Annotated in this window: 18 protein-coding genes; 10 read left to right on the top strand and 8 right to left on the bottom strand. The window is 75.2% G+C overall.

Features of this window, described 5'->3' with window-relative positions; genetic code table 11:
* Positions 1-14: 14 nt before the first annotated feature.
* Positions 15-461 carry a hypothetical protein gene (locus FHN55_RS14825; RefSeq protein WP_218974688.1) on the bottom strand — a complete coding sequence of 149 codons (447 nt, stop codon included), beginning with the start codon at positions 459-461 and terminating at the stop codon, positions 15-17.
* 99 nt (positions 462-560) lie between these two features.
* Between FHN55_RS14825 and FHN55_RS14820 the strand changes: the two genes are divergently transcribed.
* On the top strand, positions 561-866 hold the full coding sequence (locus FHN55_RS14820; protein ID WP_139713107.1) for a hypothetical protein: 306 nt from the start codon (positions 561-563) through the stop codon (positions 864-866).
* Here FHN55_RS14820 and FHN55_RS14815 read toward each other — a convergent pair.
* A complete protein-coding gene (locus FHN55_RS14815; protein ID WP_139713106.1) occupies positions 847-2,391 on the bottom strand; it encodes an MFS transporter in 1,545 nt (514 codons plus the stop codon). The two genes, FHN55_RS14820 and FHN55_RS14815, sit on opposite strands and share 20 nt — an antisense overlap.
* A gap of 102 nt (positions 2,392-2,493) precedes the next feature.
* Between FHN55_RS14815 and FHN55_RS14810 the strand changes: the two genes are divergently transcribed.
* Positions 2,494-3,069 carry a TetR/AcrR family transcriptional regulator gene (locus tag FHN55_RS14810; RefSeq protein WP_139713105.1) on the top strand — a complete coding sequence of 192 codons (576 nt, stop codon included), beginning with the start codon at positions 2,494-2,496 and terminating at the stop codon, positions 3,067-3,069.
* 15 nt (positions 3,070-3,084) lie between these two features.
* Here the strand turns inward: FHN55_RS14810 and FHN55_RS14805 are convergent, their stop codons facing one another.
* Both FHN55_RS14805 and FHN55_RS14800 read right to left on the bottom strand, forming a co-directional pair.
* Positions 3,085-3,822, bottom strand: coding sequence for a hypothetical protein (locus tag FHN55_RS14805; RefSeq protein ID WP_139713104.1), 738 nt, complete (start codon positions 3,820-3,822; stop codon positions 3,085-3,087).
* Positions 3,823-4,116: 294 nt separating this feature from the next.
* Complete coding sequence (locus FHN55_RS14800; RefSeq protein ID WP_218974687.1) at positions 4,117-5,544, bottom strand: NAD(P)/FAD-dependent oxidoreductase; 1,428 nt, start codon at positions 5,542-5,544, stop codon at positions 4,117-4,119.
* Between the two features lie 58 nt (positions 5,545-5,602).
* Between FHN55_RS14800 and FHN55_RS14795 the strand changes: the two genes are divergently transcribed.
* Positions 5,603-6,079: an SRPBCC family protein gene (locus tag FHN55_RS14795; RefSeq protein WP_139713102.1), complete on the top strand. Its 477-nt coding sequence runs from the start codon at positions 5,603-5,605 to the stop codon at positions 6,077-6,079.
* Positions 6,080-6,135: 56 nt separating this feature from the next.
* On the top strand, positions 6,136-6,597 hold the full coding sequence (locus tag FHN55_RS14790; RefSeq protein ID WP_139713101.1) for a hypothetical protein: 462 nt from the start codon (positions 6,136-6,138) through the stop codon (positions 6,595-6,597).
* A gap of 12 nt (positions 6,598-6,609) precedes the next feature.
* Here the strand turns inward: FHN55_RS14790 and FHN55_RS14785 are convergent, their stop codons facing one another.
* A complete protein-coding gene (locus tag FHN55_RS14785; RefSeq protein WP_139713100.1) occupies positions 6,610-8,073 on the bottom strand; it encodes a cytosine permease in 1,464 nt (487 codons plus the stop codon).
* An 86-nt stretch (positions 8,074-8,159) separates the two neighbouring features.
* Between FHN55_RS14785 and FHN55_RS14780 the strand changes: the two genes are divergently transcribed.
* Entirely contained in the window at positions 8,160-8,927 is a 768-nt protein-coding gene (locus tag FHN55_RS14780; RefSeq protein ID WP_139713099.1) for a hypothetical protein, read from the top strand.
* Here FHN55_RS14780 and FHN55_RS14775 read toward each other — a convergent pair.
* Both FHN55_RS14775 and FHN55_RS14770 read right to left on the bottom strand, forming a co-directional pair.
* Complete coding sequence (locus tag FHN55_RS14775) at positions 8,903-9,565, bottom strand: HAD-IA family hydrolase (RefSeq protein WP_139713098.1); 663 nt, start codon at positions 9,563-9,565, stop codon at positions 8,903-8,905. The two genes, FHN55_RS14780 and FHN55_RS14775, sit on opposite strands and share 25 nt — an antisense overlap.
* Positions 9,566-9,612: 47 nt before the next feature.
* Entirely contained in the window at positions 9,613-10,119 is a 507-nt protein-coding gene (locus tag FHN55_RS14770; protein ID WP_139713097.1) for a pyridoxamine 5'-phosphate oxidase family protein, read from the bottom strand.
* Positions 10,120-10,214: 95 nt separating this feature from the next.
* Between FHN55_RS14770 and FHN55_RS14765 the strand changes: the two genes are divergently transcribed.
* Positions 10,215-10,913 (top strand): hypothetical protein, encoded by a 699-nt coding sequence (locus tag FHN55_RS14765; RefSeq protein ID WP_139713096.1) that lies wholly within the window; start codon positions 10,215-10,217, stop codon positions 10,911-10,913.
* Here FHN55_RS14765 and FHN55_RS14760 read toward each other — a convergent pair.
* On the bottom strand, positions 10,910-11,509 hold the full coding sequence (locus tag FHN55_RS14760) for a hypothetical protein (RefSeq protein ID WP_139713095.1): 600 nt from the start codon (positions 11,507-11,509) through the stop codon (positions 10,910-10,912). The genes FHN55_RS14765 and FHN55_RS14760 overlap by 4 nt on opposite strands.
* A gap of 203 nt (positions 11,510-11,712) precedes the next feature.
* Between FHN55_RS14760 and FHN55_RS14755 the strand changes: the two genes are divergently transcribed.
* The 4 genes from FHN55_RS14755 to FHN55_RS14740 are packed head-to-tail and all read left to right on the top strand — an operon-like array spanning position 11,713 to position 13,422.
* Positions 11,713-12,282 carry a hypothetical protein gene (locus FHN55_RS14755; protein WP_139713094.1) on the top strand — a complete coding sequence of 190 codons (570 nt, stop codon included), beginning with the start codon at positions 11,713-11,715 and terminating at the stop codon, positions 12,280-12,282.
* A gap of 4 nt (positions 12,283-12,286) precedes the next feature.
* Positions 12,287-12,499 carry a hypothetical protein gene (locus FHN55_RS14750; RefSeq protein WP_139713093.1) on the top strand — a complete coding sequence of 71 codons (213 nt, stop codon included), beginning with the start codon at positions 12,287-12,289 and terminating at the stop codon, positions 12,497-12,499.
* Positions 12,500-12,541: 42 nt separating this feature from the next.
* Entirely contained in the window at positions 12,542-12,751 is a 210-nt protein-coding gene (locus FHN55_RS14745) for a hypothetical protein (protein ID WP_139713092.1), read from the top strand.
* On the top strand, positions 12,751-13,422 hold the full coding sequence (locus tag FHN55_RS14740; RefSeq protein ID WP_139713091.1) for a Pr6Pr family membrane protein: 672 nt from the start codon (positions 12,751-12,753) through the stop codon (positions 13,420-13,422). The genes FHN55_RS14745 and FHN55_RS14740 overlap by 1 nt, the downstream gene beginning before the upstream one ends.
* The last annotated feature ends 125 nt before the right edge of the window (positions 13,423-13,547 follow it).

Below are 13,547 nucleotides of genomic sequence, written 5' to 3'. Positions count from 1 at the left end.
TCCGCCACGCACCGTCACCCTCCGGCGAGTCGGCGCTCCAGCAGCTCGGCCAGGGCGATGGAGTCTCCGTCGCGCCCCCCGCGGCCCCACACCAGCGGTGGGTCGCTGGGGGCGACGCGCACGCCGCGCCACCGCGCCACCAGGCGCTCCGCACCGGTCAGCGGCACGGCCAGGAGGTAGAACGCACCGTCCTCCCCCACGCCCGCGCGCCCGTCGCGCCGCAGCACCCAGCCGTGCACGCCGGTGCGGTAGCGGCCGCCGGCGGCGTCGACCACGCGCAGCTCCTCGGTGGGCAGACCGGAGGCCCGGGCGCGCTCCACGAAGTCGCGGACCTGCTCCCGCGCGACGTCGGTCTCGGCGGCCTCGGCCCGTGCGAGCCGGTCGGCCTGGGCGGCGGCCGCCTCGCGGCGGCGGGCCACCCACGCCTCGTCGCGGCCGTCGTGCTGCCCCGCCGTCTCCACGCGGCCATCCTCACCCGGCGCCGCGCGCGGACGCACCGGGAGGAGGACGACGACGACCACCACCACCACCGACCCCGCTCGAGGAGCATGATCGGCGCCGTGCGCAGCAGCCGGGCCCTGACCGCCGCCGTCGTCGTCGCCCTCGTGGCCCTCGTCGGCTCGATGCTCGTCGCGGTGGTGGCCGACCCGCCGGACCAGTTCGGCTGGTTCGCCTACTCCCCGCTGACCGAGGGGGACCTGGTCGGCGGTGTCGGGGACGCGCTGCTGCTGGTCAGCCGGGTGCAGGCGGTGGCCGCGGCGGTGGCGGCCGTGGCGCTGGCCGCCACCACCGGGCTGCTCGGGTACGCGCTGGGACGCCGGCGCGCGCCGTCGTCCTCGTGCGAGGTCAGTGGGCCGCCCCGCTGAGGCGCGCCGGGACCATCCGCCACGCGATGACGGCGGCGACCGCCGTGAGGGCGGCCGCGCTCAGCGAGGTGACCTGCATGGCGTGGACGAACGCCTCGCGCGCCGCCTCCAGCGCGGCGCCCTCGGCACCGGCGGCGCGGGCCCCGGCGAGGGAGTCGCCGGCCGCCGCTGCCACGGAGGGGTCGGTGCCGGCCGGCAGCTGCAGCCCGGCGCGGTAGACCACGCCCAGCAGCGAGCCGAGCACGGCGATGCCGAGGGCGGTGGCCAGCTCGTAGGCGGTCTCGGAGATCGACGACGCCGCACCGGCCCGCTCCGACGGGACGGCGCTGACCACGGCGTCGACCGCCACGGTCTGGCTCAGCCCCACGCCGAGGCCGATCGGCACCAGCGTGAGCGCGAGCCACAGGTAGCTCGGAGCCCCCTCGGCGAGGGCCAGCAGCACCAGACCGGCCGCCGCGGCGAACAGCCCGACGGCCGCGGTGCGCCCAGCACCCAGGCGCGGCAGCACGAGGCCGATGACGGCGATGGCGCCGATCGCGGAGAGCATGAGCGGTGTCTCCTGCAGACCCGCCTGCAGCGGGCTGGACCCGCGCGCCAGCTGCAGGTACTGCGAGAAGAAGAACAGCAGGCCCGCCAGGGGGAACACCGAGGCGAAGTTGACGGCCACCGCGCCGGAGAAGGCCGGGCGGCGGAACAGCTCCACGTCGATGAGCGGGTGGGCCAGGCGGCGCTGGCGGCGCACGAACGACACCAGCCCGAGCGCGCCGACGACCCCCACGAGCAGCACGACGGCGTCCGGACCCTCGTGCGCGAGGTGCTTCACGGCGTACACCGCAGCGACGAGGCCGACGAGGGAGAGCACCACGGAGCGCAGGTCGACCGGGCCGGGGCTGGGGTTCTTGGACTCCGCCAGCAGCCAGGCGCCACCGACCAGCAGCACCGCCACCACGGGCAGGTTGATGAGGAACACCGAGCCCCACCAGAAGTGCTCCAGCAGCGCGCCGCCCACGAGCGGGCCGAGCGCGGCGCCCCCGGACGCCCCGGCGGACCAGATGGCGATGGCGAGGGTGCGCTGGCGCGGCGCGGTGAAGGTGCTGCGGATCAGCGACAGCGTGGACGGCATGAGCGTGGCGCCGGCCACGCCGAGCAGCAGCCGGGCGGCGATGAGGGTCTCGGGCGTGGGCGACAGGGCCGCCAGCAGCGAGGCGCCCCCGAACGCGGCGGTGCCGAGCAGCAGCAGGCGCTTGCGGCCGATCCTGTCGGCCACGTTGCCCATGGTGACGAGGAGGCCGGCGAGGGCCAGGGAGTAGACGTCGCCGATCCACAGCACCTGGGTGGACGTGGCGCCCAGGTCGGCGGTGAGCGCGGGCACCGCGAGCGCCAGCACGGTGGCGTCCACGGCGAGCAGGACGACGGCGAGCACGAGCACCCCGAGCCCGCCCCACTCCCGCCAGCCGGCGGCTCGCTGGGGGTGCGGGTGCTGCTGCGGCTGTGCCTGGTGCGCGTCGAGCGCCGGCGTGGCCATCGTCGTCCTCCGTGTCGAAACTGTACTGACTGGTCAGTACAGTTACCGTAGGGGCGGAGGCGCTGTCAACCGGACTCGCCCGCGGAAGGGCTTGGTGACCGCATGGGGCGCACCACGGGCAGGACCGCCGCCGAGACGCGGCAGCAGGTGGTCCGCGCCGCCGCCGAGGTGGTCGCCGAGCGCGGCGGAAGCGCGGGCCTTGAGGAGATCGCCTCGCGCGCCCGGGTCACCAAGGGCGGGTTGCTGTACCACTTCGGCAGCAAGGAGTCGCTGATGCACGCCGTCGCGCAGCAGCTCCTGGACGACTTCGAGCACGACGTCGAGGTCGCTCTGAGCAGCGAGGACGACGACGGCGCGGGCGCCGTCCCGCCGCCCGGTCGACTGACGCGCGCCTACGTCAGGGCCACGCTCGCGGCCGCCGCCGACGCCGAGCGCACCCGGCGCGCCACCACGCTGCTCGTGCACCTGCAGACCGACCCGGCGGTCGCGGCGATGATGCAGGCGGACGCCGAGCGGTGGCGCGAGCGGCTGCTGGCCGACGGGCTCGACCCGCTCACGGCCACCCTGGCCATCGCCGCGGCCGACGGGATCTGCATGGCACCGCTGTACGGCGACGCCCCGCTCGTCGAGGACCGCGACCGGGTGCTGCAGGCCGTGCTCGACCTGACCCGCCGCTGACCCCCGCGCGCGGCCTCAGGACCGGTCGTCGCTGCGCTCCCGGTACTCCGGCGACGCGGCGATCTGCACCTGCACCGCGCGGTCGTCCTTGGTCTCCAGGCCGTACCAGTAGGAGTAGCCGCCGCCGTCGACCGGGCGGTCGAGGAGCTCCAGGTAGTGGCCGTTGATGCGCTGGTAGACGGCTTCGGGCGTGTAGTAGAGGTCGCGCAGGGCGCCGAGGCGCCCGTACCGCTTGATCCGGTCGCCCCAGTAGGCCGTCTCGTCAGCGGACGCCCTCCGGTTCAGCAGCGTGCGGATCCAGGCGTCCGCCGTCACCGAAGGCTTCGAGGACCCGTAGACCTTCGCCCACAGGGCGGCGTACTCCGGGCTGGCGAGGATGTTCTGGTTGACCCACTCCAGCGGGAAGCGCCCTTCGGCCACCCCGTCGACCCAGTACGCGGCGCCCGGGTCGGGCTGGCGCTGCAGGTGCTTCCAGTAGAGCTGGCCCACCTGGTGCTGCGCGTACTCGCGCGTCTTCGTGAGGTCGTCCGCGGCGGCGACCGGCCCGAAGGTCTGGATGAAGGACGTGTACCTGTCGAAGCCCGCGTCGTCCGCCCCGCGCTGGAGGAAGTCGTGGTGCCACGCGTCCACCACCGTGCGGTCGCTCGGTGCGGCGCTGGCGGGTGCTGCGCCCACCGCGCCCAGGGTCGCGGCCAGCACCGCCGCCGCCAGGGCCCCTCGCCTCGAGAGGCGCTTGCTGCTCGTCGTCGTCATGCACGCAGAGTCACAGCGCGTGCTTGCCGAACGCTTGCAGCCCGTCACCCTCCGTCGCAAGCGGCGGCGGCGGGCGGGTGATCGCTCGCGTGCGTCGATGGCCCTGGCGCCGTCTGCGGACGCTCCCGCCCCCACGCTGACCGGCGTCGTCGTCCTGGCGCGTGCTCCGCGAACTGCCCCTCGGTTCCTGGTGCCCCGAGTGGTCGGAACCCTGCCCGGAGGTGTCGGTACCGGGACCGGGTTCCGACACGAAGCGGCAGGGTTCTGACACCTGGCGGCAGGTGACCTCGCTCGTCAGTGCAGCTCGGCGGCGTCGGACTCCTGCGACAGCGCCAGCCGCGCCGCCAGGCCGATCACCGCGCTGTACGTCGGGTAGGCGAAGCGCACCTGCGCGAGCGTCGCCAGCTCCACGCCGGCGGCCATCGCCGTCGTCATCGCCTGGATGACCTCGACGGCGCTCTCCCCCACCGCGTGCGCGCCGAGGATGCTCGTGCGGCCGCTGTCGACCACCAGCTTGAGGAAGCCGCCGCTGCGGTCGTCGATGACGGCCCGGTCGAGCGCGTCGTAGCCGACGGTGGCCACCCGGCAGCCGGGGGCGCGCTTCCGGGCCTGCTCCTCGGTGAGCCCGACGCCGGCGTAGTCGGGGTCGGTGAACCCGCCCGACGGCAGCAGCTCGTGCGGGCGGCGGGCCTGGGCGCCGAGCACGGCGTTGGCGGCGGCGGTCTCCCCCTCGAACTGCGCGGCCTGCACGAGCATGTCGGTGCCGATCACGTCACCCACGGCCAGGACGTGCGGCACGTTGGTGCGGTAGTGCTCGTCCACCGGGACGCGGTTCCTCTCGAACCGCACGCCGGCGGCCTCCAGGTCGAGGCCGTCCAGCGCCGCCGGCCACCCGGTGGCCATGACCACGGCGTCGAACTCGTCGCTGGAGGCCGCGCCGCGCTCGTCGAGCCAGTGCAGCACCACCGCGCCGGAGCTGGCGCGCTCGAGGCGCTCCACCCCCTGGATGCCGGTGAGCACGCGCACGCCCTGCGCGGTGAAGGCCGCGGAGATTCGGGCGGAGACGTCGTGGTCGGCGAAGGACAGCACCCGCGGCGCCAGGTCCAGCAGCGTCACCGCAGAGCCGAACGCCGAGAACACCGTGACCAGCTGGGCGCCGGTGTTGCCCGCCCCGATGACGGCCACGCGCGGCGGCAGCGACGGCTGGTGCAGCACCTCCTCCGGCACCAGCGCCAGCTCCGCCCCCGGTACGGGCAGGCGCCGCGAGCGACCGCCCACCGCGAGGACGGTCGATCCGGCGCGCAGCTGCCGGCCGCTGTCGAGGACGACGACGTGGGGGTCGGCGAACCGCGCCCGCCCCTCGGTGAAGAGGTCCACGCCGGCCTCGGCGAAGCGCTGCCCCTCCCGCTTCACCGCGCGCACCGCGTCGACGCGGGCGTGCACCCGCGAGACCACGCGGCTCCAGTCCACGCTGACGCCCTCCACCTCGATGCCGTGGGCGCCGGCGCCGCGCGCGTCCCGGACCAGGCGGGCGGCCTTGGCCAGCACGCGGGTGGGCACGCAGCCGGTGTTGACGCAGGTGCCGCCCACCCGGGAGGCCTCCACCACGGCGACGGTGGCGCCGAGCCTGCGGGCGTGCAGCGCCGCCGCGGTGCCGGCGGGACCAGCTCCGATGACGACGACGTCGTAGGCCTGCGCGTCGGGATCCACGGTCGGAGTCACGCCGTCGACGCTGCCACGGGCGGTGACGCGGCGCAGCGCGGAGTGGTTCGATGCGCGCGTGAGCAGCACCACTCCCGACGAGGCGCGCGTCGTCAGCGCCAGCCGCGACGTGGCCGCCGACGCCGCGACCCTCTTCGAGCTCATCGCCGACCCGGAGCGGCAGCCGCGGTGGGACGGCAACGACAACCTCGCCGGGGCTGCGCCCGGGCAGCGGGTCACCGCCGCCGGGCAGGTCTTCAGGACGACGCTCACCACGGGCAGCGTCCGCGAGAACCACGTCGTGGAGTTCTCCGAGGGACGGCGCATCGCGTGGCGCCCGGCCACGGAGGGCGAGCCGCCCGCCGGCCACCTGTGGCGCTGGGAGCTGGAGCCGCTGGGCCCGTCCCTCACGCGCGTCACGCACACCTACGACTGGACGCAGCTCACCGACGAGCAGCGCCTCCCGCGGGCTCGCGCCACCGGTCCGGAGGAGCTGCGCGCCTCGGTCGACAGGCTCGCCGAGCTCGCGGAGAGCAGCGACCCCGTCACCGGCTGACCCGTCCGGTCCAGCGGTGGGCGGCGGCGCCCAGCGGACAGCGCCATGATCATCCCGTGGACGGGCGTCGGAGGGCTCCGCTGCTCGTCGACGTCACCCGCGGCCCGCGCCGCTGGAGCACGCGCGACAGGTACCCGGCCTGGGCGGTCTCGGCCCTGCTGGCCGCCACGGGCGCGGTGCTGCTCGTGGTGTCCGAGCCCGGCAGCCTCGGGACGGCCGCGGGGTGGCCGCTGCTGGTGGTGTCGACGGTGCTCGCCGTGGGCCGGCTGGTGCCGTGGCACGCCTCGACACAGGTCGACTCCCTGGGCGTGGACGTCCGCCGCGGTCCAGGTCGAGGCCGCGGCGAGCGCATCTCGTGGGCCGAGGTGCGGCGCGTCCTCCCGGCCACCGGGTGGAGCGCCGGCAGCCGCCTCCTCCTGCGGGACGGGCGGTGCGTGCCGCTGGCCGGTGTCGACCGGCGCGGCGCCCGGCACCTGGCGCGCCGTCTCGAGCGCGCCCAGCGCACGCAGCACGGCTGACGGCATTCCCGGTCAGCGCGCGGGCACCTCGCTGCGCGCGAGCTCCGCGCGGCTGCGCTCCACCGCCGCCTGCTCGGCGCGCAGGTCCACGCCGCGCGAGAGCAGGAGGTAGACGACAGCGGGCACGAGCAGCCCGACGAGCGGGGCGAAGTCGGCGCCGTCCAGCGCTCCCGCCACCGGCGCCGTGACCACGCCGGGCACGCTGACGAACGGCAGCTCCGCCAGGACCCCCACCCCGTAGGCCACCAGCCCGCGCACGCCCCAGCGGCCGTAGATCCCGTCGGGGGTGAAGAGGTCGGTGACGGCGTAGCGGCCGCGGCGGACGAAGAAGTAGTCGACGAGGTTGATGGCCGTCCACGGCGCCAGCAGGTAGAGCATGAGGATGAGCGCGTTGGTCACGGCCTGGCTGGCGTCGGTGAGAGCGGTGCCGAGCGCCGTCCACACCACCGCCAGGACGACGATCGCCACCACCCGCACGCCGCGGGTGCGCGGCACGGTGCGCAGCGAGTCGGCGGCGGTGACGAGCGAGAGCATGCCGCTGTAGGCGTTCAGGCCCATGGTGGCCACCAGCGCCAGCACGCTGACCACCACGAGCACGGTGCCCAGCAGGGGCACCACGGCGTTGCCGGCGTCGTGGATGCCGGTGAGCGCGTCGGTCACGCCGAGGTTCGTGGCGAACCAGGCGCCCAGCGGGATGAGCCACGCCGGGGAGGCCGCGGCGCCCCAGAACACCGACGCGATGATCTTGGTCGGAGGGGTGTCCTCGGGCAGGTAGCGCGAGTAGTCCGAGACGTAGGGCGCGTAGGTGATGTTGTAGCCGGCGGCCACGGTGAACAGCACGAGGAAGCCCGTGCCGCTGAAGCCGAGCGGCTCGGCCGCCCCGCTCGCCGCGGCACCGTCACCGCCAGCGGCGCCGACCAGGACGCCGACGGTCAGCACCACCCAGAACGGCAGCGACACCCAGAACAGCCACCGGAACGCCAGGTGCAGCCAGTCGTGCCCGAAGATCGCCAGCACCGCGCCGACCACGCCGACGACGACGCCGACGAGCACGTGGTCCCACCCGAACAGGCTCTCCAGCCCGGTCCCGATGATCACCGTGTCGACGATGTTGAAGGCCACGAACGTCACCAGGGACCCGAAGAGCGGCACGAGCACCCCGCGGTACCCGAACTGCGCCCGGCTCTGCACCATCTGCGGCAGACCCAGGTGGGCGCCCTGGGTGGCGTGGAAGGCCATGAAGAGGGTGCCGAAGAGGATCCCGGCGATGCCGGCCACCGCGGACCAGCCCAGCGACAGGCCGACGCCCGGGCCGATGAGCCCGATGGCCAGCGTGAAGGGCTGGAAGTTCCCCATGAACCAGAACGGGCCCTGCAGCGCGACCTTCCCGTGGCGCTCACGAGCGGGCACCCAGTCGATGGAGCGCTGCTCCACCAGCGGCCCCCCGGCCCCACCTGATGACCTGCTGGACGTCATGCGGGTCACCGTCCACCCGCCTCCCGGGGCGGTCAAGCACCCGCGCCGGCATCGACTCCCGGGGCCCGGTCGGAGACCATCGGCAGATGATGACGACGACGTCACGCGTCCGCCTCCGCGGGAGCGTCGCCGCCGCCGTCCTGCTGGGGGTGGTGGGGTGCAGCGACGGCACCGCGGACGGCGCTGGCGGGGCGGACGGTCCGACGCCGGCGGCGGTGACCTCCGAGCGGCCGGCGAGCGGGGCGCCGTCTCCGCGGACGACCTCGAGCTCCGCGTCCTCGACGCCGGTGCCGACCGACCTCCCGCAGGACGTGCTGCTGCCCGCGAGCGCCCTTCAGCCCTCCGACGGGCCCCGGACCGTGACGAGCGGCGTGGAGCCGTGGGTGCTGTCCACCGGGTGCGACCTGGGCCGCCCGTCGGGAGCGGTGCAGGTGCTGTCGCTGCGGCAGGGCGACGGGCAGTTCGAGGTGCCGGTGGGGGTGCAGCAGGTGGCCGTCTACGCCGACGCGGACGCCGCCCAGGCCGAGGCGGCGCGGGTGGCCGGAGCGGCGAGCGCCTGCGCGGCGGCCGCACCCGGCAGCGACGGCGGCGGAACCCGCTACCGCGTGACCCCGCTGGACGTGGGCGCGCAGGGCACGAGCATCGTCACCGACTACTACGGCGTGACCGCTGACGACCCGGCTGCCGACGGCATCGGCGACGCCGTGGCGGTCCTGCGGCGCGGCACGGCGGTGGTGCTCGTCGGGGCGGCCGGCGGGGAGGACTCGATGAGCGGGGCGCAGGCGCGGGTGGCCGGGTACGCCCAGCAGGCGTGGGAGCGGCTGTGCCGCTACCAGGTGGAGGGCTGCGCCTGAGCCCAGGCGAGCAGGTGCGGGCCCGCCTCGGCCAGGCTGGCGACGACGAGGTCGGCGTCGGACAGCGCTGGTGCGGGGTTCGACGTGGTCAGGGCGATGACGGGCATGCCCGCTGCGCGGCCCGCGGCGACGCCTGCGGGGGCGTCCTCCACGACCACGCAGTCCGCGGCTGCCACGCCGAGCAGCCGAGCGGCCAGCAGGTAGCCCTCCGGGTCCGGCTTGCCGCGTGCGACGGCGGCGCCGCCGATGACGACGTCGGGCACCGGAGCTCCACCGGCGCGGAGGCGGTCGCGGACGCGGAAGTCGTCCCCGGAGGTCACGACCGCCCAGCGCAGCGGGTGCAGCTGCTCGACCAGCGCGCGGGCGTCCGGGTACAGCGCGAACGCCTCGGGGTCGTCGTCCACCAGCTCCGTGAGCCGGGCGACCTCGGCGGGGGCGTCCAGGTGGGGCGCCACCTCCGCGAGGGTGTCGAGCACGCGGCGCCCGTGGGTGGCCGCGTGGACGGCGTCGGGGTCGAGGCCGTGCAGCGCCGACCACCGGTCCCAGACGCGGCGGTAGCCGGCGTGGGAGTCGACCAGCACGCCGTCGGCGTCGAAGAGCACGGCGCGGGCAGGAGGCGGCGGTGTCGGCGAGACCACACCACCATCCTGCCCGCGCCGGTCACCGGGCGATCAGCTCCGGCCGGTCAGGGCAGGTCGACCTTCTCGTTGTCGCCGCCGGAGTACTGCTTCCCGGTGAGCTTGGCCTTGGCGAAGCTGAGCGCCGTCGCCACGCGACCGCCGGGGCTGTCCCAGTACTCGGCGGAGTCGCCGTCGACGTGGAGCAGGACGATCCCGTCGTCGTCCTTCCCGTCCGGGAACCACGCCTCCACCACCGCGTTCCACAGCTCCCGCTTCTTGGCGGGGTCGCGGACCACGGAGGCGCGCCCGGTGAGGGAGACCCAGCTGTCCGAGCTGGAGAAGGTGACGTTGACCTGCGGGTCGTTCGCCAGGTGCTGCACCTTGCGGGAGGAGGCCTCGGCGAAGAACCACAGGTCCCCGCCGAACTCCGCTTCCTGCACGGCCATCGGGCGGCTGGTCAGCGTGCCGTCGGGGGCGGTGGTGGTGAACATCGCCTGTCGCTGGTCGGCGACGAGCTTCGAGACCTTGGTGACCTGGTCTGCCTGGGCGGTGCGGTCCTCGTTATGAGCCATGACGCCCCTCTACCCCTGCGTCCAGGTCCCACCCTGATCCGCTCGGCGGCGCGCCGCCCTGTCGTGTCGGCGGTCGCCCGCCCTACGGTCGGCCCGTGGCGATCACGTGGGCCGGTGGCCCGGCGGCGGGCGCTCCAGCGGCCGGCGGGCGGATCGGGCCGACCGGGGTCGCGCGGGCGCTGCTGCTGCTCGGCTGGGCGGTGCTCGCTGCGACAGGGCTGGCGGTCGGCTCGCTGCCAGGCACGTACTCCGACCTCCAGCAGGGACTGGAGAGCGGCCGCGTCACCGAGGTGTGGGCGGAGCCCGGGCAGGCCGAGGGAAGCACCGGCACCGGCTACCAGCGGGTCGAGTGGCGTGACGGCTGGGTGACCCGCCGGGCGGACGTCATGACCGCCACTCCGGGCGAACCTCCCCTGGGCTCCGACGTCCCGTTCGTCGGCACCGACGTCGCGCTCGCGCTGACAGCCGTCAACCCCGACGTGCAGGTGCACCGGCTCGGGTACCGCACCTCGTCGTCCGAGCTCCAGGGCTGGGAGCTGCCGGAGTGGGCCGGGCTCCTGGCGGTCTGCCTGCTCATCAGCTCGGTGACGCTGCTCGCCGGCGGGCCGGAGCCGTGGTGGGCGACGCGCTGGGCGTGGTTTTGGGTCTCCCTGCTGCCCGGCGGGGTGATCGCCTACCTGGTCCTGTCCGGGCCGCTGCCGGCGCTGCCCCGGGCGCTCGTCCGGCGCGGGAGCGCGTGGCGGCTCGGCGGCGGGTGGGCGTTCCTGCTGGTCGCCGTCCTGTGGTGGCTCTAGCCGACGCCCCTGCGGGGCAGGGCGACCAGTGCGAGGGCCCCCTCGTAGCCACCGAGCACGTCGACGCGGGTGATGTCGGCGAGGAGCCAGTCGTCGGTGTGCTCCTCCCAGACGGCGTCGGGGTCGATCGTCTGCAGCGTCGCGGTGGTGTCGTCGACCGAGACCACCTCACCGATGAAGCAGACCGAGGCGTCGAGGACGTCGGTGTGGACGGTCACGAGCGGGGCGCAGCGGCCGGCCGACCGCAGCAGCTCGCCGTCGTCGTCGAGGTCGAGGGGGACGGCGGTGGACGGCCACTGGCCGCGCCGCCGCAGCGCCCGCGCGGGGAAGGCCTCCGGACCGCCGAGGCGCTTGACGCGGAGCAGGTCGTCGAGCCGCAGGGCGGTCCAGCCGTCCAGCTCGATGCGCGGGTCGAGCACGGCGAGGAGCACCCACGCGCTGCCCACGCCGACCACGTAGCCCTCGTGCCGGTGCGTGGTGTCGCTGGCGCGGTGGATCCTCACGAGGGTCTGCTCGGCCATCGCGTCGAGCAGGCGGACGCGCAGGCGCGCCCGCCTCGGCGTCGTCCCGCCGGCCTTGCTCTTGCTGGTGTCCATGGCCGAGGAGCATGATCGACGGCTCGCCTGCCGCGCGAGCGGGATTCCGTGCCAGCCGGAGGTGGCGGTGGACGTCGTCGAGTTCCGCAGCGTGGAGGAGGACCTGGGCGTCGGGCGGCTGCCCGCTGACGCGGGCGCTGCGGAAGTCGGGCGGTCCGTCGCGCGGCCGTCCGCGCGAGGTCCGCGGCGGGTTCGGGGGCCTGGTGGCCGACGGGGTGCGCCGGCCGAGCCGGCCCTACCTCGGCGAGCCGGTGCTCGGGAGCTTCGGCGACGACACCGCGCTGCTGGGGTGCGGCTGCGTCGACGACGGCTGCGGTCCGTTCAGCGCGGTGGTGCAGGTCGACGACGACGTCGTGACCTGGTCCCGCTACAGCTTCGCCGACGCCGGCACAGCCTTCCTGGAGCTGCCCGACCTCGCCTTCGACCGGCGCCAGTACGAGGCGGCGGTGCGGGCCACCGAGACCGCCGGGAGCGCTGCCGTCTACCGGCACCGCGGCCACCGCCGCGTGCGCCGACCCGCGCTGACCCGACCGGCGGGGGACGTTCCTCCGGCGGGTTCCGCGCCCTACCGTGATCGCGTGCTCGCCATCAACCCGTTCGAGTCGGCCGTCCTGACGCTCGTGCCGCTGCTCCTGTGGACGCTGGTCGTCGTGGCGCTGTACTGGGCGGTGCGGATGGGCGTGCGGCACGGTCTGCTCGACGCGCGCCGCCGGCAGCTGCCGCCCGACCCGGGAGCCTCCGGACGCCCGGCCGCTCCGACGGACGGGGTGTGACGGGGTGCGCTCACTCTTCGACAACCCCGCACTGCTGCTCGTCGGCATGGTGCTGCCGCTGCTGGTGGCCGTGGTCGGTCTGTTCGTCATCTACTGGCTGGTCCGCCTCGGCGTGCGCCACGGGGCCGCTGACGCCGACCGCCTCCAGCGGGGCGGTGGCCTCACCCCCCACGCGCAGAGTGGCCCCGCCGGCCCCGCGGGCCCGGCCGCCGGCTGAGGCGCGGTCGACCGCGGCGGGCCGGTCCGCGACGATGGAGGGGTGTTCCCCGTGCCCGAGGGCTTCCCCGTCTGGATCCTCGCGGCCGTGCCGGTCGCGGTGCTCGCCGTGCTGGTGGTGAACCTTGTGGTGCGCAGCCGCCGCGGTGAGTTCGGGCGTGACGCAGGTGGACGGCGACGCGCGCCGTGGCTGTGGCCCGTGCTCATCGGGGTGGGCGCCTTCGCCGTCTTGAAGCTCGTCACCGACCGGTGATGCCCGCGGTGCCGCGCGTCTGCCACGGCGTCATCGCGGCGCTCGTGGTGGTCGCCCTGGTGGTGGACGTGTCGGTGACCGTGGCCGGCGGCCCCGCCTTCGTGGCCGTCGACGGGAGCCGGCTGGGCCTGGCGGGCAGGCTCGCCAACCTGTTCTCCTACTTCACCATCCTCAGCAACGTCCTCGTGCTGGTCATCTCCGCGGTGTTCGCGCTGCGGCCCGAGCCGTCGGGTGCGCTCTTCCGGGTGCTGCACCTGGACGCGCTGCTCAGCATCGCCGCCACCGGCGTGGTCTACGCCGTGCTGCTCGCGGGGACCGAGCACCCCACGGGGTGGTCGGTGGTGTCGAACACGATCTTCCACGACGTCGTGCCGGTGGCCTTCCCGCTGGTGTGGCTGGTGTTCGGGCCCCGGCCGCGGCTCACCTGGCGCCCGGTGGCGCTGGCGTTCGTCTGGCCGGTGGTCTGGCTCGCGTACACCTTCGTCCGCGGTGCGGTGACCGGCTGGTACCCCTACGGCTTCCTCGACGCGACCCAGCTGGGCCTCGCAGGCGCCCTGGTAGGAGCGCTCCAGGTGTTCGTCGGCGCGACGGTGCTGGCCGTGGTCATCAAGCTCCTCGACGCTCGGCTGCCGGCACTCGTCAAGGACGGCAGCCGCCACACCGCCCGCTGACCCCCGCCACCGCACCCACCCCGCACCTCTTCCGCACTCGCGCGCACGAGGGCGCCTTCGAGGGGGCCTGATGACGCACTGAGGTGCGCGAGTGCGCGAGTGCGGGAGGGAGGGAGGGAGGGAGG

The sequence above is a fragment of the Streptomyces sp. NP160 genome, from assembly GCF_006335115.1.
Classification (GTDB): Bacteria; Actinomycetota; Actinomycetes; order Actinomycetales; family Quadrisphaeraceae; genus Quadrisphaera.
Note: the sequence above shows the minus strand (reverse complement) of the source record. Positions and strands in the feature narration are given on the sequence as shown.

What these genes read in the sequence shown, in the direction of transcription:
- FHN55_RS14810 (WP_139713105.1), top strand. Translation starts at nt 2,494, where the DNA reads ATGGGGCGCACCACGGGCAGGACCGCCGCCGAGACGCGGCAGCAGGTG.
- FHN55_RS14780 (WP_139713099.1), top strand. Translation starts at nt 8,160, where the DNA reads ATGATGACGACGACGTCACGCGTCCGCCTCCGCGGGAGCGTCGCCGCC.
- FHN55_RS14760 (WP_139713095.1), bottom strand. Translation starts at nt 11,509, where the DNA reads ATGGACACCAGCAAGAGCAAGGCCGGCGGGACGACGCCGAGGCGGGCG.
- FHN55_RS14740 (WP_139713091.1), top strand. Translation starts at nt 12,751, where the DNA reads ATGCCCGCGGTGCCGCGCGTCTGCCACGGCGTCATCGCGGCGCTCGTG.
- FHN55_RS14815 (WP_139713106.1), bottom strand. Translation starts at nt 2,391, where the DNA reads ATGGCCACGCCGGCGCTCGACGCGCACCAGGCACAGCCGCAGCAGCAC.
- FHN55_RS14785 (WP_139713100.1), bottom strand. Translation starts at nt 8,073, where the DNA reads ATGACGTCCAGCAGGTCATCAGGTGGGGCCGGGGGGCCGCTGGTGGAG.
- FHN55_RS14770 (WP_139713097.1), bottom strand. Translation starts at nt 10,119, where the DNA reads ATGGCTCATAACGAGGACCGCACCGCCCAGGCAGACCAGGTCACCAAG.
- FHN55_RS14805 (WP_139713104.1), bottom strand. Translation starts at nt 3,822, where the DNA reads ATGACGACGACGAGCAGCAAGCGCCTCTCGAGGCGAGGGGCCCTGGCG.